Origin of the sequence: Mycobacterium sp. UM_WGJ, assembly GCF_000455125.1 — a bacterium.
Taxonomy (GTDB): domain Bacteria; phylum Actinomycetota; class Actinomycetes; order Mycobacteriales; family Mycobacteriaceae; genus Mycobacterium.
In genome coordinates this window covers 141,846-159,679 of sequence record NZ_AUWR01000008.1, presented here as the reverse complement: position 1 = coordinate 159,679, position 17,834 = coordinate 141,846, and the positions used below count along the sequence as shown (strand labels likewise).

Annotated in this window: 16 protein-coding genes; 7 read left to right on the top strand and 9 right to left on the bottom strand. The window is 67.9% G+C overall.

The genetic code is table 11. The features are described 5' to 3' along the window. Positions 1-112 precede the first annotated feature (112 nt). Positions 113-634, top strand: a complete 522-nt coding sequence (locus N416_RS0102685) for a DUF3145 domain-containing protein (protein WP_036457126.1) — start codon at positions 113-115, stop codon at positions 632-634. A 188-nt stretch (positions 635-822) separates the two neighbouring features. Further along, the gene (locus N416_RS0102680) at positions 823-1,731 is read left to right on the top strand and encodes a hypothetical protein (RefSeq protein WP_024440592.1); all 909 of its coding nucleotides are present in this window, start codon (positions 823-825) and stop codon (positions 1,729-1,731) included. A gap of 6 nt (positions 1,732-1,737) precedes the next feature. On the opposite strand, the gene N416_RS0102675 is transcribed toward N416_RS0102680, so the two are convergent. Continuing rightward, positions 1,738-2,646, bottom strand: coding sequence for a diacylglycerol kinase (locus N416_RS0102675; protein WP_024440591.1), 909 nt, complete (start codon positions 2,644-2,646; stop codon positions 1,738-1,740). Beyond that, on the bottom strand, positions 2,643-4,223 hold the full coding sequence (locus tag N416_RS0102670) for an FAD-binding oxidoreductase (RefSeq protein WP_024440590.1): 1,581 nt from the start codon (positions 4,221-4,223) through the stop codon (positions 2,643-2,645). Before N416_RS0102670 ends, N416_RS0102675 begins: the two co-directional genes overlap by 4 nt. Positions 4,224-4,279: 56 nt before the next feature. On the opposite strand from N416_RS0102670, the gene N416_RS0102665 reads away from it, so the two are divergent. Then, positions 4,280-4,858 (top strand): TetR/AcrR family transcriptional regulator, encoded by a 579-nt coding sequence (locus tag N416_RS0102665; RefSeq protein ID WP_024440589.1) that lies wholly within the window; start codon positions 4,280-4,282, stop codon positions 4,856-4,858. Further along, positions 4,858-6,390 (top strand): glycerol-3-phosphate dehydrogenase/oxidase, encoded by a 1,533-nt coding sequence (locus N416_RS0102660; protein ID WP_196805089.1) that lies wholly within the window; start codon positions 4,858-4,860, stop codon positions 6,388-6,390. Before N416_RS0102665 ends, N416_RS0102660 begins: the two co-directional genes overlap by 1 nt. On the opposite strand, the gene N416_RS0102655 is transcribed toward N416_RS0102660, so the two are convergent. From N416_RS0102655 to aceE, 7 genes are all read right to left on the bottom strand, one after another. Continuing rightward, entirely contained in the window at positions 6,387-7,808 is a 1,422-nt protein-coding gene (locus N416_RS0102655; protein WP_024440587.1) for an acyl-CoA carboxylase subunit beta, read from the bottom strand. The genes N416_RS0102660 and N416_RS0102655 overlap by 4 nt on opposite strands. 47 nt (positions 7,809-7,855) lie before the next feature. Further along, positions 7,856-9,124 carry a 3-oxoacyl-ACP synthase KasB gene (kasB, locus tag N416_RS0102650; RefSeq protein WP_024440586.1) on the bottom strand — a complete coding sequence of 423 codons (1,269 nt, stop codon included), beginning with the start codon at positions 9,122-9,124 and terminating at the stop codon, positions 7,856-7,858. A gap of 32 nt (positions 9,125-9,156) precedes the next feature. Continuing rightward, positions 9,157-10,410, bottom strand: a complete 1,254-nt coding sequence (gene kasA, locus N416_RS0102645; RefSeq protein WP_024440585.1) for a 3-oxoacyl-ACP synthase KasA — start codon at positions 10,408-10,410, stop codon at positions 9,157-9,159. Between the two features lie 2 nt (positions 10,411-10,412). Continuing rightward, positions 10,413-10,712, bottom strand: coding sequence for a meromycolate extension acyl carrier protein AcpM (gene acpM, locus N416_RS0102640; protein WP_024440584.1), 300 nt, complete (start codon positions 10,710-10,712; stop codon positions 10,413-10,415). 81 nt (positions 10,713-10,793) lie between these two features. Further along, a complete protein-coding gene (locus N416_RS0102635) occupies positions 10,794-11,726 on the bottom strand; it encodes an ACP S-malonyltransferase (RefSeq protein ID WP_081654432.1) in 933 nt (310 codons plus the stop codon). A 178-nt stretch (positions 11,727-11,904) separates the two neighbouring features. Continuing rightward, positions 11,905-13,221: a CdaR family transcriptional regulator gene (locus N416_RS0102630; RefSeq protein WP_024440582.1), complete on the bottom strand. Its 1,317-nt coding sequence runs from the start codon at positions 13,219-13,221 to the stop codon at positions 11,905-11,907. Between the two features lie 67 nt (positions 13,222-13,288). After that, positions 13,289-16,078: a pyruvate dehydrogenase (acetyl-transferring), homodimeric type gene (gene aceE / locus N416_RS0102625; RefSeq protein ID WP_024440581.1), complete on the bottom strand. Its 2,790-nt coding sequence runs from the start codon at positions 16,076-16,078 to the stop codon at positions 13,289-13,291. 253 nt (positions 16,079-16,331) lie between these two features. Here aceE and N416_RS0102620 point away from each other — a divergent pair, with 253 nt between their 5' ends. The 3 genes from N416_RS0102620 (at position 16,332) to N416_RS0102610 (ending at position 17,823) form a co-directional block, all read left to right on the top strand. Continuing rightward, positions 16,332-16,853 carry a hypothetical protein gene (locus N416_RS0102620; RefSeq protein WP_231383965.1) on the top strand — a complete coding sequence of 174 codons (522 nt, stop codon included), beginning with the start codon at positions 16,332-16,334 and terminating at the stop codon, positions 16,851-16,853. Between the two features lie 86 nt (positions 16,854-16,939). Next, positions 16,940-17,362, top strand: coding sequence for a DUF3052 domain-containing protein (locus N416_RS0102615; RefSeq protein WP_024440579.1), 423 nt, complete (start codon positions 16,940-16,942; stop codon positions 17,360-17,362). Then, positions 17,362-17,823 (top strand): peroxiredoxin, encoded by a 462-nt coding sequence (locus N416_RS0102610; RefSeq protein ID WP_024440578.1) that lies wholly within the window; start codon positions 17,362-17,364, stop codon positions 17,821-17,823. The genes N416_RS0102615 and N416_RS0102610 overlap by 1 nt, the downstream gene beginning before the upstream one ends. Positions 17,824-17,834 lie beyond the last annotated feature (11 nt).

The following is a 17,834-nucleotide window of genomic DNA, read 5'->3' as shown; positions in this document are numbered from 1 at the left end:
AATAGACGCATACAACACTGAATACACTCCCGTTTCTGCAGCAACATTGCTCAAGCTCGGTCCCACCAGGTCGTTGGGGAAGACGTCCCTCGTGGATCCGAAGGAGCAACTGATGCGCGCGACGAATCAATTCGCCGACGTGACCAGCGGCGTGGTGTACATCCATGCCTCGCCCGCGGCGGTGTGCCCGCATGTCGAGTGGGCACTGACCTCGGCTTTGGGTGCCCGCAACGGCCAGGCCAAGCTCAACTGGACGCCGCAACCGGCCATGCCGGGACAGCTGCGAGCCGTGGTCAACTGGGTCGGTCCGGTGGGGACCGGCGCCCAACTGGCCAGCGCGCTACGCTCCTGGTCGGTGTTGCGCTTTGAAGTCACCGAGGACCCCAGCGCCGGAGTCGACGGCCAGCGGTTCAGCCACACGCCGCAGCTCGGCCTGTGGAGCGGGACGATGAGTGCCAACGGTGACGTGATGGTCGGGGAGAACCGCCTGCGCACGCTGATGGCCGCCGGGGCGGACGCGCTGGCCGCGGAGCTCGAGACGGTGCTGGGCACCGCTTGGGATGAGGCCCTGGAGGCCTACCGTGACGGTGGCGACGGCGCAGAGGTGTCTTGGCTCAGCCGTGGTGTGGGGTAGCTCACAGGATTCGCTCAACTCGCCGATAGTTTTTTCTTAGGGTAGACTCGCTCGCGCGTTGCTCCTGTAGCCGCGCGTTGTTCCTGTTGTCTCCCGTTGTTCCTGTTGGCTCGGCCTGTGCTCAGCGCCTGCGCTGTTCCATCGAGGCGTATTCGGCGCGCGCTGTTTCTCGGTGTCAAGGAGAGATCATGTCGGCCCTGACGCGCTCGGTCGCGATCGCCAATGTGCCGTTGGTGGCCGCCGGGTTGATCACCGCCAGCTCGGCCGCACCCGAGATCATCACCACGCCAGGTGTCGCCACGTCAGGTGTCGCCGTGCAGTTGACCGCTGACGGAGACCTGGCCAACGTGCCGCTGAACCTGCTCTACGCCATCATCAACATCCCGGCCAACGCCCTGAAGGCCATCGACGCATTCGCCTACGCGCAGTTCTTCAGCGGCCCGTGGTTCGTCCCGAGCGCGACGAACATCTGGGGCATCGACCTCGGCGACCCGCAGCGAATCCAGGCAGTGGTCGACATGCTGATCCCGATTCCGGCGTTCTCGAAGCCGTTGGGTGAGCAGTTGATCGGCTTTCTGCAGGCCCAAATACCGAGCCACACTGCGTGCGACACCATGTTCTGCAGCCTCGAAGGTTGGCTGGCGCTGTTGCAGGGCTACGGGCGGGTGCCGATCTCGGAACTCCTGAACGGCTACACCTTCCCGACAGAGGGCCCGACCATCACCGACCCGCACGGTGCGGTCGAGGGTGCGTTGGGTTTCCCCGGTACGACTATCGGTTCGGACGGCTCGGACGTCTACCCGTGGGCCGGCACGACGTTCACCTTGGATCTCGGCAAACCGTGGGCGGATCTCTGGGCCAGTTTGACTGCCGACCCATCGGAGCACCCGCTGGTGCCGATGCCGAACATCTTCCAGGTGCTGATCGACTTCGCGACGTCGTGGTCGGTGATGCTGAATCCGTTCCTGCCCGGCGGCACCTACATCCCGGCTTTCCCATGGCTGGACACGGCCGCCCCGGCGGCTGCCGACTTCACCACCTGGGTTGACGAGGTGGTCGGTCAGCTCGGCGACCTGTGGAGTTCGCTGATCTCGTGAGAGCGATCAGGGCGCACGCAGTATCTGCAGTGCACCGGGCACCGCCGACACCGTCACCGGCAGCGGGGCCACGTAGTCGCCATCGGCGTAGGCGTTGATCCCCGGGCACTCCACCCGGATCGACTTCGCCCGCCGCGTGCTCACCTCGTCGAGCAGCACATGGGTGCCTTTGAACACGGTGGGGAACAGGCGAATCAGCTTGGTCCGCGACCCCGAGTGCACCATTGTGACGTCCAGCAAGCCGTCGCCATGATCGGCGCCCGGACAGATCAACATGCCGCCGCCGTAGCTGCGGGTGTTGCCGAACGCCGCCAGCGTCAGCTCGATGTCCAGCGGCGCACCGTCATCGAAGGTCAGCCGGAACGGCAGCAGTCGCAGCTTGGACATCTCCGCGACCATGGCGAGGTTGTAGCGCATCCGGCCGTGCGGCCAGCGCATCCGGTTGACGCGGTCGCTCACCAGCGAATCGAATCCGGCGGCCATCACGGTGCCGAACCAGGACACCGCGCCGCCGTCTTCGACGATGCGTCCCAGATCGATCGTCTCGGTCTGTCCTTCGGCGACGACGTCGGCGGCCGCCTCCGGATCGCCGGTGGGCAAACCGTATTCGCGGGCGTGGTCGTTGCCGGTGCCGGCCGGAATGATCCCCAGCGGCACCTCACCGAGCGCCAATGACTGCAATGCCAGCGAGATGACGCCGTCGCCGCCGGCCACCACCACGGCGTCCGTTCCGGCGGCCAGGGCTTCATCAAGGAGCTGCCGTGCGTGGTGAGCATCTGAGCCGACGATGTGGTTGACGTTGATGCCGCGCTGCTGGAACCGCGCCAGCGCCCGCTCGGCGGCATGCCGGGCGTTGCCGTGCCCGGCCGCCGGGTTGGTCAGCAGCGTGATCCGGCTGATCTGGCGCGACGTCATGGAATCAGTTTGCCGGGGTTGAGGATTCCGGCCGGGTCCAGCGTGGCTTTGACCGCTCGCAGCACCTGCACGCCCAGTTCTCCCACCTCTTCGCCCATCCACGGCCGATGATCGGCGCCGACGGCGTGGTGGTGGGTGATGGTTCCGCCTGCCCGCATGATCGCGTCGCCCGCAGCGACTTTCGCCGCCTGCCACTGTTCGATCGGATTGCCGCGCTGACCCGCCACCACGGTGAAGTACAGCGATGCGCCGGTCGGGTAGACGTGCGAGATGTGGCACAACACCAGGGCGGGTGTCCCGCTGTCGCCCAGTGCGGTGGTCAGTGCTTCGGTGACCGCTGTCTTGAGGGTGGGCACGCGCGCCCAGTCGGTGGCGGTCTCCAGCGTTTCGCACAGCGCGCCGGCGGCCAGCAGCGAATCTCGCAGGTAGGGCGCGGAGAATCGGCCGTGTTCCCAAGCCCGCGCCGGCTCTTCGCCCAGTGACGTGCCGCCGTGCGCGGCCAGTACCGCCCGGGTCTCGGCATGCCGGCTCTCGGTGTGCTCGGCCGTCCCTTCGAACAGGGTGATCGCCAGGCAGCCACCGGTGATCTGTTGCTCGCCGATCTGCTCGGTGGTGGCCAGGTTCACGCCCGTCTCGGCTTCGTCGGACAGCCGGATCACGGTCGGTCCGGTGCCGGTCTGGGTGACCGCGCGCAGTGCCGCTGCGCCGGTGGCGAAGTCGGGGAACGACCACGCCTCATAGCGGGTGGTTGCCGGCGCCGGATGCACCCGCACCCGCACCCGGGTGATGACACCGAACACGCCCTCCGACCCCAGCAGGAGCTGGCGCAGGTCCGGCCCGGCGGCCGAGGCGGGGGCGCGGCCCAGGTCCAGCACGCCGGCCGGGGTGATCATCCGCAGGCCGCGCACCATGTCGTCGAATCGGCCGTAGCCGGCCGAGTCCTGACCCGAGGAGCGGGTGGCGGCGTAGCCGCCCAGGGTGGCGAACTGAAAGCTCTGCGGAAAATGGCCCAACGAGAAGCCGCGCTCGCCGAGCAACCGCTCGGCGTCGGGCCCGGTCACTCCGGCGCCGAATTCCGCTTCCCCGGAGACCTCGTCGAGGTTGAGTAGGTGATCGAACCGGCGCAGATCCAGGCACAGCACGGCGGAGAAGTCGCCGCGGATCGGGTCGAGCCCGCCGACGACACTGGTGCCGCCGCCGAACGGAACCACCGCGATGGCGTGCTGGCTGCAGTAGCTCAACACCGCCGCGACTTCGTCGTCGCTGCCGGGCAACAGCACCGCGTCGGGCGCATCCTGGGTGGCGGAACTATTGCGCCGCAGCAGATCCAGGGTGGACTTGCCTCCGGCGTGCAGTAGTCGTGCGGTGTGATCGGTGCGGCAGAAGCCAGCGCCGACGATCGCCGCCAACGCGGCGTGGTCAGCTTCGGTCAATGCCGACGGCGTGAGCGACACCTGGTTCGGATCGCGCTCCGGGGAGCTCGTGCCGTCCACCCCCAGGGCGGCCTTGAGCAGTTGACGGATGCCGTCGCTCAAAGGCTTGGCCGCTGCCGGATCCCCCCAGGCGTTCCACTTCATCGGCGGGGTCAGGGCATCCTGGGTATCGGCCTGCGTCATGCGTTACAGTATTACATATGCTGTCAACTAGTAATGACGAGCAGGTGGAGGTCGGGGAGCGCATCCTCGATGCCGCCGCGAGCTGCCTGCTCGCATTGGGCATGGAGCGGGTGACCCTGGCGGCCATTGCGCGGCGTGCCGGGGTGAGTCGCCCAACGGTGTACCGGCGGTGGTCGGACAGCCGCTCGGTGATCGCGGCGCTGCTGACCGCACGGATCACCGCGGCGTGGACCGAGCTCGAGCAACCGGGAACCGGGCGTGAGGCGCTGGTGAAGCGCATCGTCGCGGTTGCGGCGCGGCTGCGCCATGACGAGGTGGTGATGCGGGTGCTGCACCACGCACCGGATCTGGCGATGGTCTACATCGCCCAGCGGATGGGGGCCAGCCAGCGGCGGCTGATCGACCTGGTGGCCGGCGAACTCGGCGGCGCCCAGGCCGCCGGCAGCGTGCGAGCCGGCGACCCGCGTGAACTTGCCGCGATGTGTCTGCTGATCACCCAATCGGCGATCCAGTCCGCGCAAGTCGTCGCGCCGATCCTCGACGAGGACGCGCTCTCCGCCGAACTGGCCTACACACTGAACAGGTATCTCTCCTGATGCCCGATAACGCCGCGCTCAACTCCGCCCGCCGCACTGCCGAACTGACCGCGCTGGCCGACGGCGCACCGGTTGACATCGTCGTGATCGGCGCGGGTATCACCGGCGCCGGCATTGCCCTGGACGCGGCCACCCGCGGGCTACGGGTGGTGTGCGTGGACAAGCAAGACCTGGCGTTCGGCACCAGCCGGTGGAGCTCCAAACTGGTTCACGGCGGACTGCGCTACCTGGCGACCGGCAATGTGGGCATCGCGCGGCGCAGCGCGATCGAACGCGGAATCCTGATGACCCGCAACGCGCCGCACCTGGTGCGGGCGATGCCGCAACTAGTCCCGCTACTGGGGTCGATGCCGCGACGGGATCGGGCCCTGGTGCGCACCGGATTTCTCGCCGGGGATGCGCTGCGCCGGTTGGCGGGCACACCGGCGACGGTGTTGCCCCGCTCGCGACGGGTCTCGGCCGAGCATGCCGTGGCGCTGGCGCCCACCGTGCGCCGCGACGGCCTCGACGGCGGCCTGCTGGCCTACGACGGGCAATTGATCGACGACGCCCGGCTGGTCACGGCGGTCGCCCGCACCGCGGCCCAGCACGGCGCGACGATCCTGACCTACGTGGCCGCATCGCACGCCACCGGCGACACGGTTCGGCTGACCGATCAGGTCTCGGGTGAGTCCTTCGACGTCACCGCCCGGGCGGTGATCAACGCGACGGGCGTCTGGGCCGCCGACATCGATGCGGCACTGCGGCTGCGGCCGAGCCGCGGAACGCACCTGGTGTTCGACGCGGCCGCCTTCGGCAATCCGACCGCTGCGCTGACCGTGCCGATTCCTGGCGAGCTCAACCGGTTCGTGTTCGCTATGCCCGAGCAGCTCGACCGGGTGTATCTGGGCCTCACCGACGAAGAGGCGCCCGGGCCGATTCCCGATGTGCCGCAACCCACGTCGGCGGAGATCTCGTTCCTGTTGGACACCGTCAATACCGCGCTGGGCACCGCCTTGAGCACGGCCGACGTCCGCGGCGCCTACGCCGGGCTGCGACCGCTCATCGATACCGGATCAGGCCGCACCGCCGACGTCTCACGTAATCACGCTGTCGTCGAATCGCAGGCCGGTGTCTTCAGCGTGATCGGGGGCAAACTGACCGAGTACCGGCATATGGCCGAAGACGTGCTGGACCGAGCCGTGCGCCTGCGGGCACTGCCGGCCACGCCATGCCGTACCCGGGACATGCCGTTGATCGGTGCGCCCGGCAACCCGGGATCGGAGGTTGCGCTGACGGCAGATCTACCCGAGTCGTTGGTTCGGCGCTATGGCGGGGAGGCGGCCAACGTGTTGGCAGTCGCCACCTGCGAGCGGCCCGCAGAGCCGGTGGCCGAGGGCATCGACGTGATCCGTGCCGAGTTCGACTACGCCGTCAGCCACGAGGGTGCGCTGACCGTCGAGGACATCGTGGATCGACGGACCCGGATCGGGCTGGTGGCCGAAGACCGCGATCGGGTGCTCGACGTCGCCCGGGAATTCGTGAGCGACTAGAGCGGGATGTTCTTGTGCCGGCCGCGGCGGGCGGGCGCTTCGGCCAGTGCCTGGGTGATCTTGCCGCGGGTGTGTGAGGGGTCGATCTTCTCGTCGACCACACCGATGTCGATGGCGCTGTCCACTCCACCGGCGATCCGCTCGTGCTCGGCGGCCAGCTCCTCGTGCAGCGCCTCGCGCTCGTGGTCGGGCGCTGCGGCCAGCTTCTTCTTGTGCAGGATGCCGACCGCGGCCTTGGCGCCCATCACCGCGACCTCGGCGTCCGGCCAGGCGAACACCTTGGTAGCGCCCAACGACCGCGAATTCATCGCAATGTAAGCCCCGCCGTAGGTCTTGCGGGTCACCAGCGTGACGCGGGGGACGGTGGCCTCACCGAACGCGTGCAGCAACTTGGCACCGCGGCGCACCACGCCACCCCATTCCTGGCCGACACCCGGCAGGTAGCCCGGCACGTCGACGATCACGATCAGCGGAATCCCGAACGCGTCGCACAACCGCACGAAACGTGCCGCCTTCTCGGCGCTCTCGGAGTTCAGGCAGCCGCCCAGCCGCAGCGGGTTGTTGGCCAGCACGCCGACGGTGCGACCGGACAGCCGACCCAGTCCGACGACCATGGACGGCGCCCACTTGGCCTGGAACTCATCGAACGGAGCGTCCGAGTCGAGCAGCCCGTTCACCAGGGGGTGCACGTCGTAGGCGCGTCGCGCCGACTCCGGCAGCAGCGCGTGCAGGTCGATCTCGCCCGCCTCGGCCTTATTGCGATCGAAATGGCCCTGCTGGCAGAACAACCCGACCAGGCGGCGGCCCCGCTCGTAGGCGTCGAGCTCGTCGTCGGCGACGATGTGGCACACGCCGGACTTCTTGTGGTGGGTGTCGGGGCCGCCCAGCGCGGCCATGTCCACGTCCTCACCGGTGACGCTGCGCACCACGTCGGGGCCGGTGACGAACACCCGGCCCTCCGGTGCCATCACGATGACGTCGGTCAGGGCCGGGCCGTAGGCGGCGCCGCCGGCGGCGAAACCGACTACCACCGAGATCTGCGGGACGAATCCGGACGCCCGGATCATGGCCTCGAAGACGCGTCCGACCGCGTGCAGGGCTCGGACGCCCTCGGCCAGCCGGGCACCGCCGGAGTGCCACAGTCCCACGATCGGGCTCTGCTCGGCGATCGCGGTGTCGTATGCGTTGACGATGTGGTCGCAGCCCTCGATGCCCATCGCACCGCCCATGACGGTGCCGTCAGTGCAGAACGCGATGGTGCGCACTCCGTTGACGGTGCCGCCCGCGGCCAGCACGCCGGAGCGGTCACGCTCGTGCAGCAATTCCACGGTGCCGTCGTCGAAGAACGTCGACAGACGCAGCAGGGGATCGCGCGGGTCGAGCGATTCGCCCACCGTTTCGGGAGCCATAGTCGTCATCGCGCCTCTCCTTGATTTTTGATCGCGGGTCTCGCTCCGGCGGCTTTCTAATACCGGCCGAAGACGAGTGCGACGTTGTGCCCGCCGAACCCGAATGAGTTGTTGATCGCGTACTCGTAATTGCCCGGGCGCGGTTCGCCCGCGACCACATCCAGGTCGATCTCGGGGTCGAGGTTCTCCATGTTCCGGGTCGGCGGGATGACCTGTTCACGCAGGGCCATCACCGTCAGGATTGACTCGACCGCACCGACCGCGCCGACGGAGTGGCCGAGCGCCGCCTTGGGTGCGTACACCGCGGCGTTGCCGCCGTGCGGGCCCAAAGCGAGGTTGATCGCGTGGCCTTCTGCCACGTCACCCACCGTGGTTCCGGTGGCGTGCGCATTGACGTGGGTGATGTCGCCGGGTGTCAGGCCGGCGGCCTGGATCGCCCGTGTCATCGCCCGACCCGCGCTCTGGCCGTCGGGGTCTGGCGCGACGATGTGGTAGCCGTCCGAGGTGATCGAGGCACCCATGATCCGGGCGAGGATGTTGGCCCCGCGCGCCTTGGCGTGCTCCTCGGTCTCGATCACCATCAGTGCGCCGCCCTCGCCGAACACGAACCCGTTGCGGTCGCGGTCGAACGGGCGGCAGGCGCCCTCCGGGTCGTCATTGGTGGTGGACAGCACGATGCGCATCTGGGCGAACCCCGCGATCGGCACTGCTTCGATCCGGGTCTCCACACCGCCGCAGATCGCCATGTCGGCCTCGCCGAGCACGATCTGTTGCCACGCGTGGGCGATGCCCTCGGAGCCGGACGCGCAGGCCGAGATCGGGGTGATCACCCCGGCCTTCGCCTGACGGTCCAGCCCGACCGCAGCGGCCGCTCCGTTGGGCATGTACTTCTGCACGACCAACGGCGAGACCGCCTTCAGGCCGCGTTCGCGCATACCGTCATAGGCCCAGACGAGCTCCTCGGAAGAGCCCATCCCGGTACCGACCGACACCATCAGGCGCCGCGTGTCCACTTCGGGTGAGCCGGCGTGCTCCCAGGCACGCCGGCTCAGCACCAAAGCCATCTTCTGCAGGTAGGAAAGCCGACGCAGCTCGGTGCGGCTCAGCCCCTCGTCGAATGACTCCGGGGCTTCGACGAGGTGCCCGCCGATGCGAACCGGCAGGTCATACTCCTCGACGAATGAGTCGGTGAGCTTGCGTATGCCGCTCTGGCCGTCGAGCAGCTTCTTCCAGGTGTTCTCCCCGTCCGCGGCCAGTGCCGTCGTCATGGCGTAGCCGGTGACGACGACGTTGGGGAGACCCTTTCCCGTTGCCAGCGTTGACATGGCTGTTGCGAACTTCCCTCTCTGATCCGGTGTCAGTACCGCCCGAAGGCGAGCGCGACGTTGTGCCCACCAAACCCGAATGAATTGTTGATGGCGTACTTGTAGTCGCCGTAACGAGGCTCGCCCGCCACGATGTCCAGATCGATCTCGGGGTCCGGCGTCTCGTAGTTCAGCGTCGGCGGGATGACCCCGTCACGCAGCGAGAGCACCGTCAACACCGACTCCAGCGCACCGACCGCCCCAATGGAGTGGCCCAGCGCCGACTTGGGTGCGTAGACCGCGGCGTGCTGGCAACCGGCTTCCCGGATCGCGTTCGCCTCGGCGGTGTCACCGATCGGAGTCGCCGTTCCGTGCGCGTTGATGTGGTCGACGTCCTTGGCGGACAGACCCGCCAACTCCAGCGACCGCGTCATCGCACGGCCCGCCCGCTTGCCATCGGGTCCGGGAGCCACCATGTGGAAGGCGTCGGAGGTGATACCGGCGCCCATCAACCGGGCCAGCGGCTTGGCGCCGCGTGCCTTGGCGTGCTCTTCGGTCTCGATGATCATCAGCGCGCCGGCTTCACCGAAGACGAAGCCGTCCCGGTCCTTGTCGAACGGCCGCGACGCACCCTCGGGGTCGTCGTTGCGGGTCGACATCGCGCGCATCATCGAGAAGGTGGCGATCGGCAGCGCCTCGATGCCGCCTTCGACACCACCGCAGACCGCGAAGTCCGCGTCGCCCATGACGATCTGACGCCACGCGTGCGCAATCGCCTCCGAGCCCGACGAACAGGCCGACACCGGGGTGATGACCCCGGCGCGAGCGCCGAGCTGCAGACCGACCACTGCGGCCGCACCGTTGGGCATGATCATCTGAACGGCCAGCGGCGACACTTTGCGAGGGCCGCCCTCGTTCATCAGGTCATAGGTCTCGACGATCTTCTCGCCGCCACCGAGTCCGGTGCCGACGACGACGGTGAAACGGTCCGGGTCGACCTCTGGCGATCCGGCGTTCTCCCACAACCGCCCGGCGAGCAGCTTGGCCATCCGCTGGACATAGGACATCCGTCGCAGGTCCAGCCGGCCCATGTGGTCGTCGACCGGGTCCTTGAGGTGTCCGCCGATCTTGACCGGCAGATCCCACTTGGAGACGAAATCGTCCTCAAGCACATGAATGCCGCTCTCGCCGGCGAGCAGGCCCTTCCACGTGCTCTCGATGTCCGCGCCGATTGAAGTGGTGGCCTCAACGGCGGTTACCACGACATTCGGGTAACCGCCGTTGGCCGTAGAAGGCTGAGAGGACACGATTAGCTCTCGGAACCGAACTTCTCGCGCAGCGCGGCGGCGGCCTCGGGGTTCTCGGCCTCGAGCTTCTGGATGTAGCCCACCACGTCACCGACGGTGCGCAGGCCGGCGAGGTCCTCGTCCGGGATCTTCACGCCGTACTTGTCTTCGGTCTGAACCGCGATCTCCACCATCGACAGCGAGTCAATGTCCAGGTCGTCGACGAAGGACTTCTCGACGGTGACCTCGCTCGGCTCGATACCGGTCACCTCTTCGATGATCTCGGCGAGACCGGCGATGATTTCTTCCTGACTAGCAGGCACTGTGTTTCCCTTCGGTTGGATCCGCACGGGGTGTGCGGCGTGATTACTGCGTATCTGGTTGTGCAGGGTTGGAAGCGGACTCTAGAACGCGGGCAGTCCGTCCAGATCTGCGGGGGACTTGACGGCGTGCGTCGGGGTCCCCCGAAGTTCGCGTTTCGCGATGCCGGCCAGCGTGCCGGCGGGCGGAAACTCCACGATCGCGGTGACCTCGCGGGCGCGGAGCGTCTCGGTGCACAGGTCCCAGCGCACCGGCCGGGTCAGCTGCGCCACCAGGTGCTCCAACGCCTCCGCGGCCGACGTCACCGGCTGCCCGTCGCGGTTGGACAACAGGATAGCGCTGGGCTCGGAAACCCCGGCGGCGCTGACCTGCTCGACGGCGGCGGTATAGGCCTCCAGCGCCGGTGCCATGTACTGGGTGTGGAATGCCCCCGCGGTGGCCAGCTTGCGGACCCGGGCCTTGGCGGGCGGGTCTTCGGCGAGCTTGTCCAGCGCGGGCAGCGGGCCGGCCGCCACGATCTGGCCGACGGCGTTGCGGTTGGCCGGGGTCAGGTCGAGCTGCTCGAGGCGGGTCAGGACCTCGGCCTCGTCGCCGCCGAGCACCGCCGCCATGCCGGTCGGCTCGAGTGCGCAGGCCTTTGCCATCTCGCGGCCGCGGGTGGCGGCCAGCATGACGGCGTCGTCGGGGGAGATGACGCCGGCGATCGCGTAGGCGGCGATCTCACCGACGGAGTGGCCGGCCACGATCACGTCGCTGCCACTCACCGGGCCGTTGCGTCGTTCGACCAACTCGGCGTAGGCCAGCAGGGTCGCCGCCACCACCAGCGGCTGGGTGACCGCGGTGTCGGTGATCTCCTCGGCGGTCGCGGTGGTGCCCAGTGCGACCAGGTCCAAGCCGGCGATCTCCGACCAGGCGGCCAACCGCTCGCGGGCGGCATCGGCGCCGGCCGACTCCAGCCACGGCGCGAGCATGCCGGGGGTCTGAGATCCCTGTCCGGGAGCGAGCAACGCAATCACGTCTTTAAGAGAACATTGTGAAGCGCGATTTGCAGGATGTCCTAGATTATGAACATTGTCTTATGTTTTTGTGGAGACCCTACAAACCTGCCGTTCGATGCGACGTGTTCGATACCGAACTGCGACAAATGTCCGCCGTGGGTGTGCGCCTGTAGGTGTCCGGACTACCGCCGGCGGCTCACCCATCCGGGCTGACCTGAGGTTCATCGGGACGGCCGGACGACAGCGGCGGGGCCGCGTAGGTGACGTCTGCACTGCTGAAACTGGCGTGCTGCGCTTGGTTGGCCAGCCGCCCGACCGTGGCGGCAACCCGCAGGACATAGGCGTCGCGCGGCACGGCCGGATCGCGTCCGGTGAAGTCGGCGATCCGCTTGAGCCGGTAACGGACGGTATTTGGATGAACGAACAACTTGCGGGCGCAGGCCTCGATCGCGCCACCACAGTCCAGATAGGCGTCCAGCGTCTCGGTGAGCGTGGGCCCGGCCTCGGCAAGCGGCCGCATCACATCGGTGTGCAGGGCCGCGATCGCCGACGCGTCGCCGATCAGCGCCCGCTCCGGAAGCAGCTCGCGAGCCAGCACCGGTCGCGGTGCCCCGGTCCAGCCCACGACGGCGTTCATCCCCGAGATCGCCTCGCTGGCACTGTGATAGGCGGCGGTCAACATCGGCGCCGTCGGTCCGATCACCACCGGACCGTCGGAGAAGGCACCGAGCAGGTCGGCGAGGAACTTCTGGGTGGGCGTCAGCGGACCCGACACGATGGCCACCAGCCAGGTGCCGTGCACGTCGGTCAGCGCCGCCCGGCCGTGACGCTCGGCGACGTCGCGGACGTCTTGGCTGGCTTTCTGTCCGGCGAGAGCATCCGGACCCGGCGGAGCGGTGCCCACCACGACGGTGGCCGGGGCGGTGGTATCCCAGTTCAGCGCGGCCGCCCGGCTCAACAACTCCGGGCCGGTGTCCCCGCGAACCACGGCGTCCACCACGCTGGCCTCCATCCGGGAGTCCCAGGTGCCCCGGGCCTCCGCGGCGTCGGCGTAGGCGGAGGCCGCGGTGAACGCCAGATCCCGGCTGTACTTGAGGATGCCCACCGTCAGCGCGGTCACCTGCTCCTCGGAGCGGGCCAGCAGTGGCACGACCTCCTCGAAGAACTCCATGGTGACCCGCACCATGTCCACGGTGTGGCGCAGCGCGATGTGGCGGGTCAGATCCTGCGGCACCAGTGCGAACGCCTGCGCGGTGTGGCTGACATTGCCGTGCGGGTCGCGCATCCACTCGGCGAAGTTGACCACGGCGGTCTGCACCACCAATTGGACGCTGGCTCGCTGGGAGGCCTCCAAGTCGGCGAAGAACGGCAACCGCTCGCCCATCACGGCATCAGCCTGGGTGGCCAGGCGGCCCGAGTAGTTCTTCAGTCGGCGCAGGATGGCGTCCGGGACGGCGCTGAGCTGGTCCAGGGTGGAGCGCGGTAGGACCGGAACCGCCGGGTTGTCAGTCATCCCTAAAAGCTACGCCCATTTTCTGGCCACAACTGACAACCCGGCGGTCACCGAGGCTCAAGCCTCTCTAGGCCACCCCGGAATCCGACGTCTGCTCCGGGGCGGCCAACACGTCGTCGATCTGGTACTGCGTCGCCGCGCTCACCGCAACGGATGCGTCGATGGCCCCGTCGCGGCCCAGCGCCGCCAGCACCGCCACCACCACCGACTCGGCGTCGGTGTTGAAGTAGCGCCGCGCGGCCGGCCGGGTATCGGAGAACCCGAACCCGTCGGTGCCCAGGGTGACGTAATTGCCGGGCACCCACGGCCGGATCTGCTCGGGTACCGCACGCATCCAGTCCGACACCGCGACGACCGGGCCGGTGGCGTCTGCCAGTGCCTGGGTCACATATGGCACCGCGGCCGGGCGGTCCGGGTGCCGCAGCCGCTCGCGTTCGATGGTTACACCGTCTCGGTTGAGCTCACCCCAGCTGGTCACCGACCACACGTCGGCGGCCACATCCCAGTCGGCGGCCAACAGGTCGGCGGCCCGCAACGCCTCGGGCACCGCCACCCCCGAGGCCAGGATCTGCGCGGTGTTCGACCGCGGTTCGGCGGCCTTGCGGAAACGGTAGATGCCGCGCAGCAGCCCTTCCGGATCGAAACCGTCGGGTTCGGCCGGCTGCACGTAGGGCTCGTTGTAGAGCGTGACGTAGAAGTACACGTTCTCCGGGTCCGGGCCGTACATGCGGTGCAGGCCGCTTTCGATGATGTGGGCGACCTCGTAGGCGAACGCGGGATCGTAGGAGACCACCGCCGGGTTGGTGGACGCCAACAGCAGTGAGTGGCCGTCGGCGTGTTGCAGCCCCTCGCCGGTCAGCGTGGTGCGTCCCGCGGTGGCCCCCAGCACGAAACCTCGTGCCATCTGATCGGCAGCCGCCCACAGGCCGTCGCCGGTGCGCTGGAAGCCGAACATCGAATAGAAGATGTAGATCGGCACCATCGGCTCGTCGTGGGTGGCGTACGACGTCCCGACCGCGGTGAACGAGGCGGTCGAACCGGCCTCGTTGATGCCCTCGTGCAGGATCTGGCCGACTTCGCTTTCCTTGTAGGCCAGCATCAGGTCGGCATCCACCGAGGTGTAGAGCTGGCCGTTGCGGTTGTAGATCTTCAACGACGGGAACCACGAATCCATCCCGAACGTGCGGGCCTCGTCGGGGATGATCGGCACCAGACGCGGGCCTAACTGCTTGTCCCGCAACAACTCTTTGAACACCCGCACGGTCGCCATGGTGGTGGCGACCTCCTGGTTGCCCGAACCCTTCTTGACCGCCGCGTAGACCTCCGAGCCCGGCAGCTGCAACGCTTTGGCCTGGGTGCGACGGTGCGGCACGAAGCCGCCCAGGGCGCGGCGCCGATCCAGCAGGTAACGGATCTCGGGGGCGTTCTCGCCGGGGTGGTAGTACGGCGGCAGGTAGGGGTTCTCCTCGAGTTCGGAGTCCGGGATCGGAATCCGCATCTCGTCGCGGAAGTCCTTGAGGTCCTGCAGCCGGAACTTCTTCATCTGGTGGGTGGCGTTACGGCCGGCGAAGTAGCTGCCCAGGCTGTAGCCCTTGATGGTCTTGGCCAGGATGACGGTGGGCTGGCCCTTGTGTTCGACGGCTGCGCGGTAGGCGGCGTGGACCTTGCGGTAGTCGTGCCCGCCGCGCTTGAGGTGCCAGATGTCCTGATCGGACAGGTTCTGTACCAGCGCCTTGGTGCGCGGGTCGCGGCCGAAGAAGTGCTCCCGCACGTAGCCGCCGTCATTGGCCTTGTAGGTCTGGTAGTCGCCGTCGGGGGTGACGTTCATCAGGTTCACCAGGGCACCGTCGCGGTCGGCGTGCAGCAGGGCATCCCACTCGCGGCCCCACACCACCTTGATGACGTTCCAGCCCGCGCCCCGGAAGAACGATTCCAGCTCCTGGATGATCTTGCCGTTGCCGCGCACCGGGCCGTCCAGGCGCTGCAGGTTGCAGTTGACCACGAACGTCAGGTTGTCCAGGCCCTCCAGCGCGCCGACGTGCAGTAGCCCGCGGCTCTCCGGCTCGTCCATCTCACCGTCGCCCAAGAAGCACCACACGTGCTGATCGGAGGTGTCCTTGATGCCGCGGTCATGCAGGTAGTGGTTGAACCGGGCCTGGTAGATCGCGTTCATCGGGCCCAGGCCCATCGACACCGTGGGGAACTCCCAGAAGTCCGGCATCAGCCGCGGATGCGGGTAGGAGGGCAGGCCGCCGCCCGGATGGCTGTGCTCCTGGCGGAAACCGTCGAGATCGTGGGGGCTCAGCCGGCCCTCCAGGAAGGCGCGCGCATAGATGCCGGGGGAGGCGTGGCCCTGGATGAACACCTGGTCGCCACCACCGGGGTGGTCCTTGCCGCGGAAGAAGTGGTTGAAGCCGACCTCATACAGCGTCGACGACGACGCGTAGGTCGAGATGTGCCCGCCGACGCCCACTCCGGGGCGCTGCGCGCGGTGCACCATCACCGCCGCGTTCCAGCGAATCCAGCTGCGGTAGCGGCGCTCGGTTTCCTCGTCGCCGGGGAACCAGGGCTCCAGTTCGGTCGGGATGGTGTTGACGTAGTCGGTGGAGGTCAGTGCGGGGATCGCCACCCGCTGCTCGCCGGCGCGTTCGAGCAATCGCAACATCAGGTAGCGGGCGCGGGCCGGGCCGGACCGGGCCAGCAGTTCGTCGAAGGACTCCAGCCACTCGGAGGTCTCGTCGGAGTCGATGTCGGGGAGGTAGGACGCCACCCCCTCGCGGATCACCCGGACCCGATCGCATTCGGTTGTGCTGCTTGGCTTTTTGGCCAGATCCTGATCTACGGCCTCAGTGGTCAACGCATTGCTCCTTGGTTCGGAGGGCAAGATGTGCCTCCCGGCTTGTGGCCAGGATGACACCGACCGATCGATTCGTCGGTCTCGTCTTTTCTATCGTGCCTCACCGGACACCCGCCCGCCGGTGGGCGAGTGCCGCGGGGTGGGCTGATCTCGGCCTGGTGGCAGGTACGCGGTAACGTCTGAAGTTGTGCTGACCCGACGGCTGACTGCCTCGCGCGCCCAGACGCGGCGACACGCTCGGGTAGGCGCGTCGGTGGCCGGTGTGGTGGCGGCATTGGCGATGGGTGTCGTCGGCTGTACCAGCATCATCGGCGGCAACCCGCAAGCCGACACCTCCGAAGCCCCGGCCTACCGCTCCTCGGTGTCGGCGTCGGTGTCGGCCTCGGAGGCCACCTCCAGCATTCGTGAGACCCAGCGCCAGCAGTCGATGACCACCCAGGCGGTCCGCGGCGCGTGCGGCCGATTCGCCTCCAGCAGCAGCGACGCCGTCGACGTGGTGAACAAGTACGTCGAGGCGTTCAACAACGGTGGCGATATCTCCGGCACCGCCGGGCCGGCGGTGGAGGCACTCAACCACAGCGCCGACGAGGTCGCCGCCGCGATCAACGAGAAGTTGTCGCAGGAGATGACCGACGCGTTCAACACCTACGCGCAGGCCGCCCGCGGTGTGGCGACCGCGATTTCATCCAAGGCGCCGGTGTCGGTGTACAACGCGCGCAAGGACGAGCTCAACCGGGCCCGGGACAAGGGAATGCAGCTGTGCAAGGCGTTCTGAGCCCCCGCTCGCACTGTCAAGCACAGCGAGCTGTGCAACGATGATTCACATCACACATAGCGCTGACGATCGAAGGAGGTCACACGGTGGTCGCGGCGGATAACGCCCCGAGCTTCGCCCGCAAACTGGGCATCGAGAGCAAGCAGTTGATCCAGGAGTTCGGCTGGGACGAGGACGCCGACGACGACATCCGTGTCGACGTTGAAGAGGCCGCCGGCAGCGAACTTCTCGACGAGGACACCGATGAGGTGGTCGATGTCGTGCTGCTCTGGTGGCGTGACGGCGATGGTGATCTGGTGGACACCCTGATGGATGCGATCACCGCCTTGGCCGACGACGGGGTGATCTGGGTGTTGACGCCCAAGACCGGTCGTTCCGGCCACGTGCAGCCCGCCGAGATCGCCGAAGCTGCGCCGACCGCCGGCCTGATGCCGACGTCGTCGGTCAACCTGGGGGACTGGAGCGCCAGTCGCCTGGTGCAGCCCAAGTCCCGCGCGGGGAAGCGTTGATGCTGGAAGTCGGCGCGCAGGCCCCTGACTTCACCCTCAAGGACCAGAACCAGCAGCAGGTGACGCTGAGCAGCTTCCGGGGCGACAAGAACGTTCTGGTGGTGTTCTTCCCGCTGGCCTTCACCGGCATCTGCCAGGGCGAACTGGATCAGCTGCGCGACCATCTGCCCAGCTACGTCAATGACGACAGCGTGGCGCTGGCGATCTCGGTCGGCCCGCCGCCCACCCACAAGATCTGGGCGACCGAGAGTGGGTTCCTGTTCCCGGTGCTCTCGGATTTCTGGCCACATGGCGCCGTCAGCGAGGCCTACGGGGTGTTCAACTCCGACACCGGCTTTCCCAACCGCGGCACGTTCGTCATCGACAAGTCCGGGGTCATCCGGTTCGCCGAGATGAAGCAGCCCGGCGAGGCGCGCGACCAGCAGCTCTGGCTCGACGCCCTGGGCGCGCTCAAGTCCTGATCGTTTTGGGC